This is a genomic window from Malonomonas rubra DSM 5091, from assembly GCF_900142125.1.
GTDB classification, from domain to species: Bacteria; Desulfobacterota; Desulfuromonadia; order Desulfuromonadales; family Geopsychrobacteraceae; genus Malonomonas; species Malonomonas rubra.
Genome location: NZ_FQZT01000007.1, coordinates 101295 through 117353, shown reverse-complemented (window position 1 = coordinate 117353; position 16059 = coordinate 101295). Strand labels below are relative to the sequence as shown.

Sequence of the window (16059 nt, the reverse complement as noted above, 5' to 3'; positions counted from 1 at the left end):
CTTAAGAAGAAGAGGTGCAGGACACGGCCCACATACAGCAGACGCCATCAGGGCAGAGGGAGCAGCCATGATCACGCTTCAGGCCGCTCGTGGCGATGGCGCTGACTGCTGCCGGCGACAGGATTCCACTGTAAGTAAAGCTTTTTTCCCATGCGACGGAAGAGCGATGAGCGCTGCAGAGCATCTGCAGGGCGTAGAGATCGATACTTTCGATCGCGCTGCAGTCAATTTGCACGTCCTTGTAATTCTGCAGCCCTTCGAGCAGGGCCTGGTGCAGCTGCGACGCCGTTTCAATCGTGGCGTCCCCTTCCAGTTTGAGCAGCAGGCGATCCTGCTCGACGTCCTGTTGGATATTCAGCATCTCTTTATCCTCGTCGAATGGTGGGATGGTTTAGCCGAGAACCTTCTTGACAACACCAAGTAGCTGGTCCGGGTTGAACGGCTTGACGATCCAGCCGGTGGCTCCGGCAGCGCGACCTTCCTGCTTCTTGTCGCCTTGACTTTCGGTCGTGAGCATGACGACCGGGAGGAACTTGGTTGCCGGGTTGGCGCGAATCGCCTTGATCAGGCCGATACCGTCAAGGTTCGGCATGTTTAAATCGGAGAGGACCAGTTTGACCGCCGGGGTCAGTTTGGTCAGTGCGTCCTGGCCGTCTTCGGCTTCAATCACCGTGTAGCCAGCCTGTTGCAGAGTAAAAGAGACCATCTGGCGGATACTTTTGGAATCATCGACAGTCAGAATAGTTGCGGACATAAGAGTTGTTCTCCCTTTGCTACGAGGTCTTAAAACAGTTCGACGTTGGCGCCGAAATCGTCTTCTTTTTTATTTTTTTTCTTATCGTCTTCTGCCGGATCTGCCTCGGCAGGGGTGTCGTCCCAAAGTTCAATCTCGTTACCGTCGGCGGCAGCTGCAGGCTCTTCCGCAGGAGCGTCATCGTCCCAGAGCTCGACGCTGTCATCAGTCGTTTGCTCTGCCGCCGGTGCACTCGGAGCATCACCCCACAGCTCGACATCATCACTGCTGCTGGCGGCCTCTGTTGCGGGCTCATCGTCCCAGAGCTCAACGTCGTCAGCCGTTGTGGCAGCTGCCGGTGCTGCCGGCTCATCGCCCCACAATTCGACATCGTCGTTGGCCGGTTCGGGCACTTCCGCTGGGGCCGGTGTCTCCCCCCAGAGGTCGACGTCATCGCTGGCAGCTGACGGTGTTGCGGCAGGTTCGTCGTCGAAGAACATGCATTCGCCTGCAGCCTGGTCGTCAGCGAAGAGGTCGATGTCAGCGGCGTCACCACCACGGATCTGCTGATGGATGGCGCGCTCTTCGTTCATGGTATAGCGTTGTTCCAGCTGCTTACCGAATTCGCTACGCATCTTCGCCAGCAGCTCTTTGTTCTGTGGCTCGATGCTGGTGGCGTACCGGCCGAGCTGTTCGGCCTGAATCTCGATGGCATCGCGCAGCTGGGAAATAAAAACCAGCCCCTGTTGTTCTTTTTGCAGGCCGTCTGCCAAGGTGCTGCACTCGTTCGTGCAGGTTTGCAGTTCACTGCGAAAATCTTCAAACACCTGTTGCATCTGCTGGCTGCTGAACCCTTCGCTGTTACCCTGCTTTAAGCCTTCGAGCAGTTGCTGATCGTGCGCGGTCAGCGCGTGCAGTTGCTCCAGGCGCTGATTGAAATCGCTGATCAGCGTGCGCGTATTCTGCGAAGTGGTGACCATCCCCTGCGCCAGCACCTGCAGCGACATACCGGCACGACCGAACTTTGCGGCTTTGATGATGGCGTTGAGCGCGTTGATCTTGACGTTGTTGGCGATGGCGAAGGTGGTTTGGATGGCATCGTTCATCTCGCCGACGATCTGCTCGGCGCGATGCGCACTGGCAGTAATTTTTTCGCCGAGGGAGAGGCTGTCCTGGTTCAGTTCTTCGAGCGATGCGATCCCGCGCATCAAGACTGCAACCGGGTTTTCCGTCCCCTGGGCATCCTGCTCGCTGCCCATGCCGGCCAACCGGGTTTCCAGTCCCGAGACTTGCTGCATGATGTTGCCGATAGCCTGTGACTGGGTGCTGAAAAGATCATCTAGCTCCTTCACCAGGTTGTCGAGCTGGGCTTTTTGCAGCTCCACCGAGAGGTAGGTTGTGCAGGCCTGCTCATCTTCAACTGTTTGTGGTTGGGCCGGGCACTCCAACAGGGCTTCATTGACATGCTCGATCCGCTGTCGCAGGTTGTCGTGGAACTGGATTCCCATGACCACCTTGTTGATCTCGGCGCCGATCGCTTGTGCACTCTGCTCTGCTTCGTTGACCATGGAAATCGAGTAGTCGACCAGCTCGGAAACCTTTCCCAGTGCCATTTCTGTTGCCTGCTTCGACCCTTTTGCGAGGTCCTCAAGGGAGGCGATATTATGTTTTGCATCCTGCAGGGTTTTCTGTTGTTCGTTGCTCGCCTGCTGCGATTTGTCGAGCAGTGTGTTGGTCGCCTTACGGATCTGCTCTGCCAGATTGATGGTGTCGTTGGCAACGACCTTGAAAGTCGATTCAATCTGGCTGTAGCGCGAGCATTCGATGCCAGTGTTGATGCCGATCACGTGCAGGAACAAGCCGGTCTTTTCCAGCGCGTGGCTGTCCTTGTCGATCGCCTTCATCACCTGCAGCATCTGCGAAAGTTCGTCACACAGGTTGGCAGCAGTCTGCTGCGCTGCAGCTGTGTCCTGCTGGCTCTGGCTGACGTAGCTGGAGATCTGCTGCATCAGCCCAGTCTCTTCGTCGGCCTTGAGCAAAGACATGGCGGCAGCAATTTTCTGCCGCTGCGCCGAAGACATCATCTGTACTTTCTGCAGGTTCATCCCCAGGGACATGAAGTCGTCCTCGGAGTTGGTAACGACCTGCTCCAACATTTTTACCAACCCGGTCAGCGGGTGCTCATTTGTCGTCATCGGCACCTCCATTACAGCTGCTCGTGCAGGTTGGTTGATTGTCCGTTGTTGCGGACAGGGATGTCGTCCGGGGCTTTTTTGAGGTGGTATTTGACACAGTCGAGAACCAGTTTCGGATCGCAGATGGAATAGTTGGAAAAGCTTGGCTTGGGCCCTGTAGCACGGGCTTTTTTCTCGTGCACGATGATCAGGTTGTCGCAGAACGGGTTGCTCTGAAGAGTTTCCAGTTCGCCCAGCAGCTGTTTGTCCGGAATAATCAGGACCAGATCGAAAGCGTTGTCCAGTTTCTGGAAAATTTTGAACCGGTTGATCCCCTCATCAATGGTGTCGCAGGATTCAATCTGGTAACCGTTCAAATGCAGCAGGAACTTGATATCTGCACAATGTTGCGTGTCCGGATTGATTAATAGAATTCTGGCCATTGTTTCCCCATAAGTTTGAAGATTGTCTGGCTTTTATTAGGCAATACTCATGCCAGTTAATCGAGTTGCTGCAAGCTGCTGTTTTTCTTGAAAACTGCTTGTGTTTTCAAGATGTTGACATTTTTCGACCCCTGCAACAAAAATTGCAACAGAAGATGAGAGGTGGCTAACTGTGTGAAATTGCTAATGTGTCTGCTTTCAACAAAAGTTGAGGCTGCAACAAAAGTTGAAGGGGTTTAGTGGGGGGAATTTGAACTGAAATAGCGGAATTTATTCGTTGTTTTTCTTCAGGCGCCGGCTAAGAGCCTGGTGGGAGATGCCGAGCAGGCGGGCGGCCAGCGTCTGGTTGTCGCCAGACCGCTTCATCGCTTCTTCAATCAGCAGTTCGTTAACCTGTTTGATGGTTGGCAGAACGTCGTTGAAGCTGACCTGGGGCCGCGATTCTTCCGGCAGGGTGACCGCTTCGGTTTTACCGCTTGGAGTCGGCAACATGTCGATAAAGCCGACCATCGAGAGGACTCCCCGGCGGTGCAGGCTGACAGCATTAAAGGCCATGGCGCGCAATTCGCGAACGTTGCCGGGGAAGTTGTGGGTCTGCAGCAGCGGCACCAGTTCCGGCGGAGTGGTCGGTACATTTTTGCCCATCGATTCGGCGGCTTCCTGCAGGAAATGATCGAGCAGTCCGCGGATGTCCTCTTTCCGCTCCCGCAGCGGTGGGATGGCAACCCGGTGAGCCCAGAGACGATAGAGCAGGTCGCGGCGAAATTCTCCGGCGGCTTCTTTGGCCTGCAGGTCCTGGTTGGTGGCGACCAGGATACGCGCTTTGATTTTACGCGGCTTATCGCTGCCGAGAGGGTAATACTCGCCCTCCTGAATCAAGCGCAGCAGCTTGATCTGGGAGGCGATCGACAGGTCGCCGATCTCGTCGAGGAAAAGGATTCCGTCCTGTGCCTGCTCGATCATGCCGGAGCGGGTTTGATCCGCGCTGGTGTAAGCACCTTTGACGTGGCCGAACAGGCTGTCGGAGAACATGGTGTCGTCCAACCCGGCGACGTTGACCGCGACCCAGGGGCGATCCGGGCAGCTGACCTGGTGCAGTGCCTTGGCAATCAGCTCTTTACCGACCCCGCTTTCGCCGGTAATCAGCACCGGTTCGCTGCTGCGGGAGATCGCCTGCAGGTAGCCGAAGATTTTCTTCATTTCCGGGTTGTTGGAAATCAATCCCGGCAGGTTGAACGCTGGCCCATCCTCTTTGCTCAACAGAACTTCGGTCAGGTTGCGGCTTTCCTGCCGTAGCTGGCTCTGTTCCAGCACGCGCTGGACTCCGGCGACGACACGCTTGCGCTCGTCGGTTTTGACGAAAAAATCTTCCGCTCCCAGTTTGACACAGCGGATGGCCGTTTCGATCTGGTTGATGCCACTGATGATGATTACCGGGAGATGGGGGTGCTTTTCAGCGATCAGTTCCAGCAGTTCTTCTCCCGACAGCTTCGGCATGGTCAAGTCGAGTAGCGCCAGGCTGTAACTGTTTTCCTCCAGTAATTGCGGTACCAGCGTACTGTCGCTACACTTTTCGACGTTGTTCAAGCCGGCCGAAACTTTCAGCGAGAGGGCGAGACTGTTGATCCAGGTCGGTTCGTCATCGACGATCAGTATCGGTTTGCGCGGTTGACTGTCAGACATCGGCCTGTTCCTCGCCCGTATAAACCGGAAGCTGCAGGGTGACGCAGGTTGGCTCGCCTGGCGGCGAACTGAATTCGAGTTTTCCGCCGTGTGCTTTGACGATCCTGCTCGAGACCGAGAGACCGAGACCGGTGCCGCCGCTTTCTCCCTTGGTTGTGGTGAAAGGTTTGGTGATGGATTGCAGGATTTCCGCTGGAATTCCATGCCCTTCATCGATCACCTGGAGTGTGACTTGCCCTGGTTGCTGCTGGCTGGTGCGGAGGCAGATCGCCTGATCCTGACTGGTCAACGCCTGGCAGGAGTTGAGCAGCAGGTTGATGACCACCTGCTCCAGTCGACCGAAATCCCCATGAACTGGTGGCAGGTCTGAGGCCAGCTCTAACGAGAAGCTTGTTGTACTGTTCTTCAGCGGGTTCTGCACCAGTCGCACGGCGGCATCGGCGACGCTGTTGAGGTCGATCGGTTTGAAGCTGCTGTTGCTTTCACCTCGGGCGTAATCGCGCAGGTCGGCGACGATCCGCTTGATCCGCTGAGCGCCTTCCTGGATAGCCGACAGCATGTTCGGCATTTCCTCTTCCAGCTCGGACCAGCTGAGGCCGTTGATTTCGACGCTCTCCAGTGCGGGGTTCTGCTGATGCAGATAAGGGAGCAGTTCGGTGAAGATTTCCCGCAGGATATCACTATTGTAGATGATGAATGCGTTCGGATTGTTGATTTCGTGGGCCACCCCGGCGGCCAGCATGCCGAGGGACGCAAGCCTGCTGCTGCGGGCTGCTTTCTCGCGCAACTGTTCTTTTTCGCTGATATCGATAGCGATCTGTAGCGCTTGCTGCTGATCTTTCCCGGTCGAGAGTGGAAAGGAGCGTAGCTGCCAGAGACGCCCATCGTTGGTAGCGACATCTGATTCAACTCGTTTGCCGCTGGCAAAGCAGCGTTGCAGCGGGTATGAGTCCGGTTCGGTGAAGTAGTTGCGAAAGATCAGGCCATTGTGATCGCAGCCGATCTCTTGCTGCAGGTCTCGGTAACTGTCGTTGGCCCAGAGCAGGTCATAGTTATCATCGATCAGCCCGATCGGATCGTCGATCGCGTTGAGCAGGGTCTCGAACTGACGGTAGAAGTGCTGGACCCGGTATTCGTTTTCATCGCTGTACTGCAATTGCTGTATCAGTTCACTGATATCTTCGATGCAGACCAGTGCCATCGATTCATCAGCAAAATCGACAGGTGTCGCCGAGATTTTCAAATGTTTAAGTACCGGGCCCTGCGGCGTGATGGTTGTCAGGGTCGCGACCTGGTCTTTTCTGCTTTTTCGCTCGAGCAAACTGGTCAGGACATTCTGGTTGACCAGGCATTGGCTGCATTCGAAACCGATGCCGCAGCCACTTTCGGCGTGTTGGCAACGGAACAGATCTCCACCATATCGACCCAGCGCTTGTTCTCGATCGAGATTGCACATCTGCAGTGCCGACTGGTTCAGCTCAGCAACTTTGCGCTCGCTGTTGATGACCAGCATGGCATGAGGAGCGTACTGGTAGAGCACGCCCAGGTCGCTTTGTTCTGTTGCAAGAGACTCTGCGCTTATCACGGAAGCCCTGTCTTTTCCGGGGGTGAAGGCTGCTTGTTACAACTGAGTGGTTAAATATATCTAATGCGATCTGGAACGTCAACGCCAAGTAACTATTTTTATTGGAATTGATGCTTGTGAAGGGGTTTTTGAACAGAAAAGAACAAAAAAGCGGTTTTCCCGAGTCTCGGGAAAACCGCTTTGCTTTATTGCTGCTGCCCGTTTTCTGCTTTCTCGGGCTGGTTATTTTTACTTCCGTCACGCGGAAGTTGACAGCTGTCGGACAGTCATGTCTGTACCCCCATTTTCGGGAGCACCCATTTGTTCAGAATATACCAGACGGCAAAAATGCCGAGCAGGGGGAGAAGGTCCATGTTGAACTCCTTTTCTTGAATTATTCAAAAAATAGAATATATCAATTCGAAGCCTGTGGCAAGTAGATCTCGACTTCCAAGCCTCCTTCAGTGCGGTTCTGTGCCTTGATACGACCATTGTGTAGTCTGATTGATCTGTCGGCAATCGCCAGTCCAATGCCAGTTCCGCCGCTTTTTCTGTCGCGATCGTCGGCAACACGGTAGAAAGGCTCGAATAATTTTTCCAGCGATTCTTCCGGAACTCCCGGTCCCTGATCGAGAATCTGGATGCAGATCTGCTGCTCCTGTTGGCCCAGCTTGACCTGAACGGCTGTTCCCTCTGCAGTATATTTTACCGCGTTGCGGATGACATTTTCCAGCGCCCGGGCCAGTAACTGCTGGGAACCATAAAAGGGGCATGGGATGTTGTCGCTGAATTCAACCCGGCAATTACGATTTTTCGCTTCATAGTCGGCGTCCTGCACCAGCTCTGTGATCAATTCGGCCAGGTCAAAGTTCTCTCGCTGCAGCTCGCGGGCACCGCTCTCCAGCCGGGTCAGGTTGAGCAGCTGCCCGATCATTTCGTTCATCCGTTCAGCTTCCAGCTCGATCCGCTGCAGTGCTTTCTGCCGGATCTCCGGCTTGCCTTCCTGGCGAGCTAATTCCAGCGCAACGCCCAGGCGGGCAAGTGGCGAGCGTAGCTCGTGAGAGATATCACGCAGCAGTCGCTGCTGGGCAGAGACCAGGTCTTCGATCCGCTCGGCCATATGGTCAAAGTCACGCGCCAGCCCTGCTATTTCGTTTTTCCCTTTGACCTGGTCGCCGATCCGGATACCCAGATCTCCATCGGCCAGCTGGTGAGTCGCTTTGCGCAGGCGACTGATCGGAGAGGAAAAAGAGCGGGCCAGCCAGAAGCAAACGACTGCCGAAATTGCCATCAGTATCATCAGGCGCCAGCCCAAAAAGCCACGGCCGAGGCTTTTCAGCAGTTGTTCCGGTTCCGGTTCCCCTTTCAGAGCAATGGTGACGGCGTACCTGCGGCCGCTCTTGCCCTGCAAACCGGCAGAGACCAAGTTGCGATCCCCCATCATCGGAAAAACGACTTGCCCGCTTTCCAATGCCCGGTGAGCCATCATCTGCATGCGGCGTGGCATGTGCCGGTGCGATTTGGTCAACGGCTGACCGTGCGCATCGAACAGGCTCAGCTTGACCTGGCGTCTGCCGTTGAGCTTGTCGATGAATGTGTTCAAGGCTGCCGAGCCGCGGGTTTCGTAGATCTCGATCGCTTCCGAGCCGTACTCCTCCACCAGTTGGCGAGCGAACTGGCGGTGGGCTTCGGGTGGAAACTCGCGGTCACGCAAAAATGCCAGAGAGAGGGCGATGGCGACAAAAAGGATGTTGATCAGCAGGAAGCTGAGGAAAAATTTCAGAAACAGGCTACGCATTGCAGCTCAAGCCTCCGCGCGAGTATAGAGATAGCCGATGCCGCGAATGGTTTTGATCCGTTCTTCTCCGGCATATTCTTTACCCAGCTTTTTACGCAGCGCACTGACATGAACATCAATGCTGCGATCGTAAGCAGAGAGGCGGCGGCCGAGAGCTTTTTCGACCAGTTCTTCACGGCTGATGACGTTGCCTGCCTGTTTCAGCAACACAGTCAGCAGGGTGAACTCGACCGATGTCAGCTCCACGGTTGTTCCGTCCCGTTTCACGCTGCGGTTGGTGGGACAAAGGACAATATCACCGACCCGCAGTTCGCCATCGTCGCTCTTCCGAGTCCCGCTGTCGCTTGTGTCCATGCGTCGCTGTACCGCACGGATGCGGGCGATCAACTCGCGGGGATTGAAAGGTTTCGGCAGATAGTCATCGGCACCAAGTTCGAGGCCGACAATGCGATCGACATCATCACCGCGCGCAGTCAGCATAATCACGGGAACCTTGCTGGTTTCGCGGATTCTGCGCAGGACATCAAAGCCACTCATCCCCGGGAGCATCACGTCGAGCACCACCAGCGTGTATTCCTGCTCCAGGGCCTGGGTAGCGCCTTCTGTACCATGGTTGACGGTTTCGACCAGGAAGCCTTCACCGCCCAAGTAGTCACTCAGCAGTTCACAGAGTTCGGTGTCATCATCGATCACTAAAATTCGATTCATCATTTTTCTCCTATGTTTGACATCATAGCGAAAAATAACCTGCCGGTGCTGTAAAGAATTTTAAAGCCGGTGAGCTTAAATCTTTACGAAACTTTACAAAATGAAATTGCTATTTAACACCAAAAGTTTTGGCGAAAGCGTATCATAACAACATTCATGTGAACGTTTCGAAGGATGGATAACTATGAGATGGAACATTCCTGGCCTGCTGCTGTTGCTGTTTTTGAATGCCTGCAGCCCCTTCAGGGTTGAGCTGCAGCCGCAGGAGATGGTCGAGCCGCCGCAGAACTATTCGACTGTCGGCAGCGAAGTGGTACCGGGGCGCTGGTGGCAGAGTTTCGCTTCCGCTGATCTGGACCGGCTGATCGATGAAGCGCTGAACGACAACCTGACCCTGCGCCAAGCCTGGGCGCGCCTGCTGCAGGCGCAGAGCTTGTCACGGCAGAGCCGGAGTAGTCAGCGTCCCGACCTGTCCCTGAGCGCCGGCCACGAAAACAGCCGTCAGCGCAGCAGTGGTATGACGACAGACGATGAAAGCTATTCTCTCGGCTTGAGCAGCAGTTTCGAGCTTGATCTCTGGGGCCGGGTGGCAGCGGAGGTTGAGAGCCAGCAGAAAGAAGAGCTGGCAACACGGGAGGATCTGCAAACTGCTGCCATCAGCCTGGCGGCGGAAGTGACCGACAGCTGGCTGTCGCTGCTGACACAGATCGGCCAGCAGCAGTTGCTTGACCAGCAGCTGCAAACATCGCGGGAATACCTGCGGCTGATCGACCTGCGCTTCCGTAAATCACAATCGACAGCCCTTGATCTGCTGCAACAACAGGAAGCGATCGCCGCACTGCAGACCAGGCTCCCGGCGTTGCAGAAACAGGAGCAACTGTTGCGTCACGAGTTGGCCCTGTTGCTCGGCAACAGCCCACAGCAGCCGCTGGTATTGACCGAAGTCACCCTTCCGCAACTGCACCCTTTGCCCGCCTTGGGACTTCCCGCTGACCTGCTACGGCAGCGACCTGATGTCCGGGCGGCTGCATTGCGCCTGCAAGCCGCTGGCCTGGACCTGACAGTCGCCAAGGCCGATCGGTTGCCGGCTCTGAAGCTGACCGCTTCTGCAACGACCAGCGGCGATTTCTCTGAACTGTTTGATAACTGGCTGCTTAATCTGGCACAGAATCTGTCTGCCCCGTTGCTTGACAGTGGCAAGCGTAAAGCGGAGGTTGAGCGGCAGAAAGCAGTTCTTGCCGAAGAGGTGGCGGGCTACCAGCAAAGCGTTCTGACCGCTATCCGCGAAGTGGAGGATGCGCTGGTCAGCGAACAGAAATTACAGGAAGAGCTCAATGCCTTGCTGCATCAACTGGAAATCGCGAAAAAAGCTTTGGCTGTTGCGAAGAACCGTTATCTGAAAGGACAGAGTACCTATCTGCCGGTTCTGACCGAGCTGCAGAATGTTGAACAATTGCAGCAGGATCTCCTTAATCAACGGCTCGATCTTTTGAGTAATCGTGTCAGCCTCCACCGTGCCTTGGGGGGTGACTGGAGCGAACAGCTGCCGGTGCAGCAACTTGAGGTGAAACTATGAATGTTTCTGAAAACAATCGACCTGCTTCGGCAAAAGGTCAGAAGAACGGCAAAAAAACGGTTCTGACCCTGCTGGCGATTGTGTTGATCCTGGCTTCGGCACTGGCGACCGGAGCCTATATTGTTAAAAGCACCCCGAAAGCGAACCGAAAAAAGCCGGTCAAGGAGGCCCCGCTGGTCGTGACCCGTCTGTTGGAAGCGTCCATTGAGCAGGTGACGATTTCCGCCATGGGCACGGTCATTCCGGCCACGGAATTGAACCTGCAAGCGGAAGTGAGTGGCCGGATTGTCGGTGTGCACAAAAACTTTCAGCTCGGCAGCCGCATCACATACGGAGACAAGCTGTTGATGCTGGAACCGGCTGATTACCAGCTGGCAGTGGCTCAGGCTGAAAGCAAAGTTGCCGACGCCGCTTACGCGCTGGCGATCGAAGAAGGAAACCAGGAGATTGCCCTGCAGGAGTGGGAGTTGTACGACGGCAGAGAGAACGCCAGCGAAAAGGATAAAGAGCTGGCGCTGCGTAAGCCTCATCTGTTGAAAGCCCAGGCGGAGTACAAGTCTGCTCGTGCCGAACTGGCCCAGGCGGAGCTGAATCTGCAGCGCACCGTGCTCTACGCACCTTTCAACGCGTTGGTAACAGCGAAAACCGCTGAGCCAGGCGGCTATCTGTCGGTTCAGCAGAGTGTCGCCACCCTGGTTGGCACTGATCGCTACTGGGTCCAGATCTCTCTGCCGGTCGATCGTCTGGGTTGGATCGATATTCCGCAGAAGGAGGGTGCAGAGGGCTCGCTGGTACAGATTCACAGCGGAGATAAGTGGAAGGTCGGCACGGTCATCAAACTGCTCGGTGACCTCGAAGAACAGGGGCGTATGGCGCGTCTGCTGGTCGAGGTGGATGACCCTCTCGACCTCAAGAAACCGGCTGCAAAAAGAGAGCCTCTGCTGCTTGGTGAATATGTCCGGGTCAAAATCGATGGGAAGATGCTGGATGATGTTGTCAGTATTCCTCGCTCGGCGCTGCATGACGGCAACCAGATCTGGCTGGTCGATGAAGAGGGTCGCCTGCAGATCACTGCTGCCGATGTGCTCTGGCGCGACAGTGAACGGGTGTTGCTGCGTAATAATCTGCCAGCGAACTCCAGGCTGGTGACCAGCAATCTGGGCAGCGCCGTCAGCGGTATGCAGCTGCGCCTGGAAGAAGGTCAGCCGAAAAAAAGGCAGCAGCCGCAGGAGCCTGATCATGAATGATCGGTTGGATAATCCCAAAGGCCCGATTGCCTGGATGGCGAGCAACGCGGTTGCCGCCAACCTGCTGATGCTGGTGCTGTTGGTGGGTGGCCTGTTCTTCATGGGGCAGATCAAGCAGGAAGTTTTTCCGGAGTTTGACTCCGACCAGGTCAACATCAGCGTCAGCTACAGCGGTGCCAGCCCCGAGGAAGTGGAGCAGGGGATCGTGCTGGCGATCGAAGAATCGGTCAGCGGTTTGGAAGGGGTCGACGAGATCAGTTCCAGTGCGACCGAGGGACGGGGCACGGTGATGGTGACCATGCTCAACGGCAGCAACCTGCAGAAGCTGGCACAGGATATTCAGAACGAAGTTGATCGCATCAGTACTTTCCCGGAAGAGGCGGACGAACCGAATGTCGAGATCGCGGCCCGCAAGCGGGACGTGATTGAGTTCGTTCTTTTCGGCGATCAGAGCGAGCAGGTTCTGCACAACCTGGCCGACGATTTTCGCACCGCCCTGCTGCAGAATTCCGAGATCACCCAGGTCGAACTGTCCGGCACCCGTGACCTGGAAATTGCCATCGAGATTCCCCAGGAGAAACTGCGCGCTTACAACCTGACCCTGCAGCAGGTGGCGCAGACGCTCAGTGCGGCGACGGTCGAACTGCCTGGTGGCGGGATAAAAGCGGCTGGCGGTGAAATCCTGATGCGGATGCAGGAGGGGCGCGATTACGGCAGCGATTTTGCCAAGGTGCCGATCTACACCGACAACAATGGCAGCCAGTTGTTGCTGGAGGACATTGCAGAAATCAAGGACGGCTTTGAAGAGAGCGAGCGTTATGCCGAGTACAATGGCAAGCGTGCCGTCCGTATCGAGGTCTTTCGGGTTGGTGAGCAGACCCCGATCGTGGTCGCGGCCGCTGCCAAAAGCGAGATGGAGAGCTTCCGGCAGCAGCTACCGCCCGGTGTGGATATCTCGATCCGCAGTGATCGTTCAAAGATTTTTGAGCAGCGCCTCGATCTGTTGCTCGGCAACGCCTACCTCGGCTTGTCGCTGGTGCTGATCCTGCTGGCAATCTTTCTTGAAAGCCGCCTCGCTTTCTGGGTCACCATGGGGATCCCGATTTCCTTCCTCGGCGCTTTTCTGGTGCTGCCGTGGTTGGGGATGAGCATCAACATGATCTCGATGTTCGCCTTTATCGTTGCCCTGGGTATCGTTGTCGATGATGCCATCGTTGTTGGCGAAAATGTTTACAAGTTCCGCCAGCAGGGCCTGCCTCCGCTGCGGGCTGCGATTGCTGGAGCGCGTGAAGTCTCCATGCCGGTGACCTTCAGTATCCTGACCAACGTCGTCGCTTTCATGCCGCTCTATTTTGTTCCCGGTACCATGGGAAAAATCTTCCGGGCAATTCCGGTGGTTGTCATCATCGTTTTTCTGGTTTCGCTGATTGAATCCTTGTTTGTTCTGCCGGCCCATTTAGCCCACATGAGGCAGAATCGGCACGGGGGGATTCTCGGTCGGCTGCACCAGTGGCAGCAAGGTTTCAGTCAGGGGTTCAGCCGATTGATTGAACAGCGCTACGCACCATTTCTGCAGGTGCTGCTGCGCAATCGTTACCTGACGCTCAGCGCTGCTGTTGCCATCCTGATTTTGATTACCTCACTGGTTATCAGTGGCCGGATGGGCATGACGATGTTCCCGAAGATCGAATCCGATTATGCCCGGGCCCAGGTGGTGCTGCCGTACGGCTCGGCCGTCGAACAGACCGAAGCGGTGCGCGATCGCTTGCTGGCCAGCGCTGCCGAGGTGGCGGCAAAGTACGAACAGGATCAGCTGGTTATCGGGACCTTTGCCGACTTGGGCCGCAGTGTTAACGGAACCTCGGGCAGCCACACCCTGGATATTATGGTTTACCTGGCTGATCCGGAGAAGCGGGTCATCCCGACGGCGCAATTCATCCAGGAATGGCGCCAGGTGACCGGCGACATCAGCGGGTTGGAGTCGATCTCTTTCCTGTCCGATTCGGGCGGCCCCGGTTCTGGCAAGGCGCTGCGGATTGAGCTCAGCCACACCGATCTGTCGACCCTGGAACAAGCGGGGCAGGAATTGGCCGAGAGCCTCTCCGGTTACGCCATTGTCAAAGATGTCGACGATGGCTTTGCCCCGGGCAAGGAGCAGCTTGATTTCAGCATGCGGGCGGAAGGTTTGGCTCTTGGACTGACGGCGAAAGAGGTTGCCACCCAGGTACGTCATGCTTACAGCGGCGCAGAGGTTCTGCAGCAACAGCGTGGCCGCAATGAAGTAACGGTCACGGTGAGGTGGCCGAAGGCCGAACGGATTTCTGAGTATGACCTGGAGGAAATGATCCTGCGCAACGCCGCGGGGATTGAAATCCCCTTGCGGGAAGCGGTCGATATCGAGCGTGGTCGGGCATATACCAGCATTGACCGGGAGAACGGTCGCCGGGTGATCACCGTGATGGCCGATGTGCGTCCGGTTAGCATGGCCGGGCAGATCAAGAGTGAACTGCAGGCGGCCGAACTCCCGCAACTTGCGGACCGTTACCCGGGGTTGAGCTACGCTTTTTCTGGTCGGCAGGCCGATATGGCTGAAAGCATGACCAGTCTCTATACCGGCCTCGGTTTGGCGATGTTGCTGATTTACGCGCTGCTGGCGATTCCGTTCCGGAGTTACATGCAGCCGATGATCATCATGGCCTGTATCCCCTTCGGTATTGTCGGGGCGGTCATCGGCCACCTGTTGCTCGGTTACAGTTTGAGTGTCATGAGCATGTTCGGCGTGGTCGCGCTATCCGGGGTTGTGGTCAACGACTCGTTGGTGCTGATCGATTTTGCCAATCGTCGACAGCGGAAAGGGGAGCCCGCTTTTGCCGCCGTGGTTGAAGCTGGCATCCTGCGTTTCCGGCCGATTCTGCTGACGACTCTGACAACCTTCTGTGGCTTGATGCCGATGATCTTCGAAACATCGCGGCAAGCGCGCTTTCTCATCCCGATGGCGATCTCGCTCGGCTTCGGTATTCTCTTCGCGACCCTGATCGCACTGCTGTTGGTACCTTGCCTCTACCTGATCGTAGAGGATGTGCGCAAGCTTTTTGGGCAGACAGAGAAAGATAAAGAAAAAGCATTAGAATCACACTTTTTGGCGCCTCAGGAAGGGGTGGAAAGATCCTGATAATCGTATTTTTGTATATACAAAGAATGTTCGTTTCTTGATTTTTTAAGTTGTTAAACCCCGTTAAAATGCGGCTTTAGCAACAGTTTTTTGAGCAAATAAAATTTTTTTGTCAACTTTTTCGATCGGACTGCGTTATAAAGGCTGAAGCTACAAGTTCATTAACAAATCTGAAATGAAAAGTAGATGGCAGTTTTGTAATGGCTCTGCAGCAATGTTGCAAGATCGAGAGGTTGAGATGTTGAAAGTGTGTGAATCGGAAAAAAATGATCAGGTGGGGGGAAATCGTCTGGTGATCAGCGGCGACCCAAGAGAAAATTGGTACATTGGTTGGTCGCCAGCCAATGACAGGCTTGCAGCCGAAGGCTCCTGGGAAGAGTGGGTGCAGTTGGCAGAAGCGATCCTGGATGAAAACAAGAAACGCAAGGTTGGCTTACAGGAGCCCAAGATCAACATAAAAAAAGGCTTCTGATAATATAGCTTGACCCATCGACGCCCTGCTTCGCGGGGCGTCAATTTTTTTCTCCACTCTTTGTCAGATCACCATGCGTAAGGATTGCGTGGATCAGCCTTCAGCCGCATATCGAGAATATCGAGCAGCTCCGATGCTGCCGCTTTCGGGGCGAGCTTCAGCAGTTTCCGATGGAGTTCAGGCAGACCGCCTGGAATATTGCTGGTCAGGTAGGTAAATGCTTCAGCCGGGTTCTGGTATTGTAGTCGCTGCAGCTCCTGAGCAGTTCGCCTGTGGGTCGGCGTGACTCCGTTCAGCAGCCCCCAGACCATCAACTGAAAAACCGGTAGCCGCTCGGCGTCCGGAGTTTCGCCCGCTTCCCGCAATTTCAGCGCGGCGACCTGGTTCAGCGGCAGCAAGCGCCAGCGCTCAAAAGGGTTTTCCTGCAACATCCACCGACCTCCATTGATCGATTTTCTTCACAGCAATTAACAGTAACGATCGACAGTT

General features: G+C 55.6%; 13 protein-coding genes. 4 read left to right on the top strand and 9 right to left on the bottom strand.

Annotated features, from left to right (window positions below; all coding sequences use genetic code 11):
- Window position 1: 1 nt before the first annotated feature.
- The 8 genes from BUB13_RS10910 to BUB13_RS10875 form a co-directional block, all read right to left on the bottom strand.
- Window positions 2–361: an STAS domain-containing protein gene (locus BUB13_RS10910; protein WP_072908787.1), complete on the bottom strand. Its 360-nt coding sequence runs from the start codon at window positions 359–361 to the stop codon at window positions 2–4.
- 30 nt (window positions 362–391) lie between these two features.
- A complete protein-coding gene (locus BUB13_RS10905; protein ID WP_072908786.1) occupies window positions 392–754 on the bottom strand; it encodes a response regulator in 363 nt (120 codons plus the stop codon).
- Window positions 755–783: 29 nt separating this feature from the next.
- Complete coding sequence (locus BUB13_RS10900) at window positions 784–2928, bottom strand: coiled-coil domain-containing protein (protein WP_139249359.1); 2145 nt, start codon at window positions 2926–2928, stop codon at window positions 784–786.
- Window positions 2929–2939: 11 nt separating this feature from the next.
- Window positions 2940–3350: a hypothetical protein gene (locus BUB13_RS10895; RefSeq protein WP_072908784.1), complete on the bottom strand. Its 411-nt coding sequence runs from the start codon at window positions 3348–3350 to the stop codon at window positions 2940–2942.
- A 270-nt stretch (window positions 3351–3620) separates the two neighbouring features.
- A complete protein-coding gene (locus BUB13_RS10890) occupies window positions 3621–5033 on the bottom strand; it encodes a sigma-54-dependent transcriptional regulator (RefSeq protein WP_072908783.1) in 1413 nt (470 codons plus the stop codon).
- Window positions 5026–6618 (bottom strand): ATP-binding protein, encoded by a 1593-nt coding sequence (locus BUB13_RS10885; protein ID WP_072908782.1) that lies wholly within the window; start codon window positions 6616–6618, stop codon window positions 5026–5028. Before BUB13_RS10885 ends, BUB13_RS10890 begins: the two co-directional genes overlap by 8 nt.
- Window positions 6619–7012: 394 nt before the next feature.
- Window positions 7013–8395: an ATP-binding protein gene (locus tag BUB13_RS10880; protein WP_072908781.1), complete on the bottom strand. Its 1383-nt coding sequence runs from the start codon at window positions 8393–8395 to the stop codon at window positions 7013–7015.
- A gap of 6 nt (window positions 8396–8401) precedes the next feature.
- Window positions 8402–9103: a response regulator transcription factor gene (locus tag BUB13_RS10875; protein WP_072908780.1), complete on the bottom strand. Its 702-nt coding sequence runs from the start codon at window positions 9101–9103 to the stop codon at window positions 8402–8404.
- Between the two features lie 184 nt (window positions 9104–9287).
- Between BUB13_RS10875 and BUB13_RS10870 the strand changes: the two genes are divergently transcribed.
- From BUB13_RS10870 to BUB13_RS10855, 4 genes are all read left to right on the top strand, one after another.
- Window positions 9288–10679, top strand: a complete 1392-nt coding sequence (locus BUB13_RS10870) for an efflux transporter outer membrane subunit (RefSeq protein ID WP_072908779.1) — start codon at window positions 9288–9290, stop codon at window positions 10677–10679.
- A complete protein-coding gene (locus BUB13_RS10865) occupies window positions 10676–11926 on the top strand; it encodes an efflux RND transporter periplasmic adaptor subunit (protein ID WP_072908778.1) in 1251 nt (416 codons plus the stop codon). The genes BUB13_RS10870 and BUB13_RS10865 overlap by 4 nt, the downstream gene beginning before the upstream one ends.
- On the top strand, window positions 11919–15098 hold the full coding sequence (locus BUB13_RS10860) for an efflux RND transporter permease subunit (protein WP_072908777.1): 3180 nt from the start codon (window positions 11919–11921) through the stop codon (window positions 15096–15098). Before BUB13_RS10865 ends, BUB13_RS10860 begins: the two co-directional genes overlap by 8 nt.
- 175 nt (window positions 15099–15273) lie before the next feature.
- Window positions 15274–15570 (top strand): hypothetical protein, encoded by a 297-nt coding sequence (locus tag BUB13_RS10855; protein WP_139249358.1) that lies wholly within the window; start codon window positions 15274–15276, stop codon window positions 15568–15570.
- A 68-nt stretch (window positions 15571–15638) separates the two neighbouring features.
- On the opposite strand, the gene BUB13_RS10850 is transcribed toward BUB13_RS10855, so the two are convergent.
- A complete protein-coding gene (locus tag BUB13_RS10850; RefSeq protein ID WP_072908775.1) occupies window positions 15639–16001 on the bottom strand; it encodes a hypothetical protein in 363 nt (120 codons plus the stop codon).
- Between the last annotated feature and the right edge of the window lie 58 nt (window positions 16002–16059).

Coding starts and splice junctions, on each gene's coding strand:
- BUB13_RS10900 (WP_139249359.1), bottom strand. CDS start 2,928: ATGACGACAAATGAGCACCCGCTGACCGGGTTGGTAAAAATGTTGGAG.
- BUB13_RS10870 (WP_072908779.1), top strand. CDS start 9,288: ATGAGATGGAACATTCCTGGCCTGCTGCTGTTGCTGTTTTTGAATGCC.
- BUB13_RS10905 (WP_072908786.1), bottom strand. CDS start 754: ATGTCCGCAACTATTCTGACTGTCGATGATTCCAAAAGTATCCGCCAG.
- BUB13_RS10865 (WP_072908778.1), top strand. CDS start 10,676: ATGAATGTTTCTGAAAACAATCGACCTGCTTCGGCAAAAGGTCAGAAG.
- BUB13_RS10850 (WP_072908775.1), bottom strand. CDS start 16,001: ATGTTGCAGGAAAACCCTTTTGAGCGCTGGCGCTTGCTGCCGCTGAAC.
- BUB13_RS10890 (WP_072908783.1), bottom strand. CDS start 5,033: ATGTCTGACAGTCAACCGCGCAAACCGATACTGATCGTCGATGACGAA.
- BUB13_RS10875 (WP_072908780.1), bottom strand. CDS start 9,103: ATGAATCGAATTTTAGTGATCGATGATGACACCGAACTCTGTGAACTG.
- BUB13_RS10880 (WP_072908781.1), bottom strand. CDS start 8,395: ATGCGTAGCCTGTTTCTGAAATTTTTCCTCAGCTTCCTGCTGATCAAC.
- BUB13_RS10860 (WP_072908777.1), top strand. CDS start 11,919: ATGAATGATCGGTTGGATAATCCCAAAGGCCCGATTGCCTGGATGGCG.
- BUB13_RS10895 (WP_072908784.1), bottom strand. CDS start 3,350: ATGGCCAGAATTCTATTAATCAATCCGGACACGCAACATTGTGCAGAT.
- BUB13_RS10855 (WP_139249358.1), top strand. CDS start 15,274: ATGAAAAGTAGATGGCAGTTTTGTAATGGCTCTGCAGCAATGTTGCAA.
- BUB13_RS10910 (WP_072908787.1), bottom strand. CDS start 361: ATGCTGAATATCCAACAGGACGTCGAGCAGGATCGCCTGCTGCTCAAA.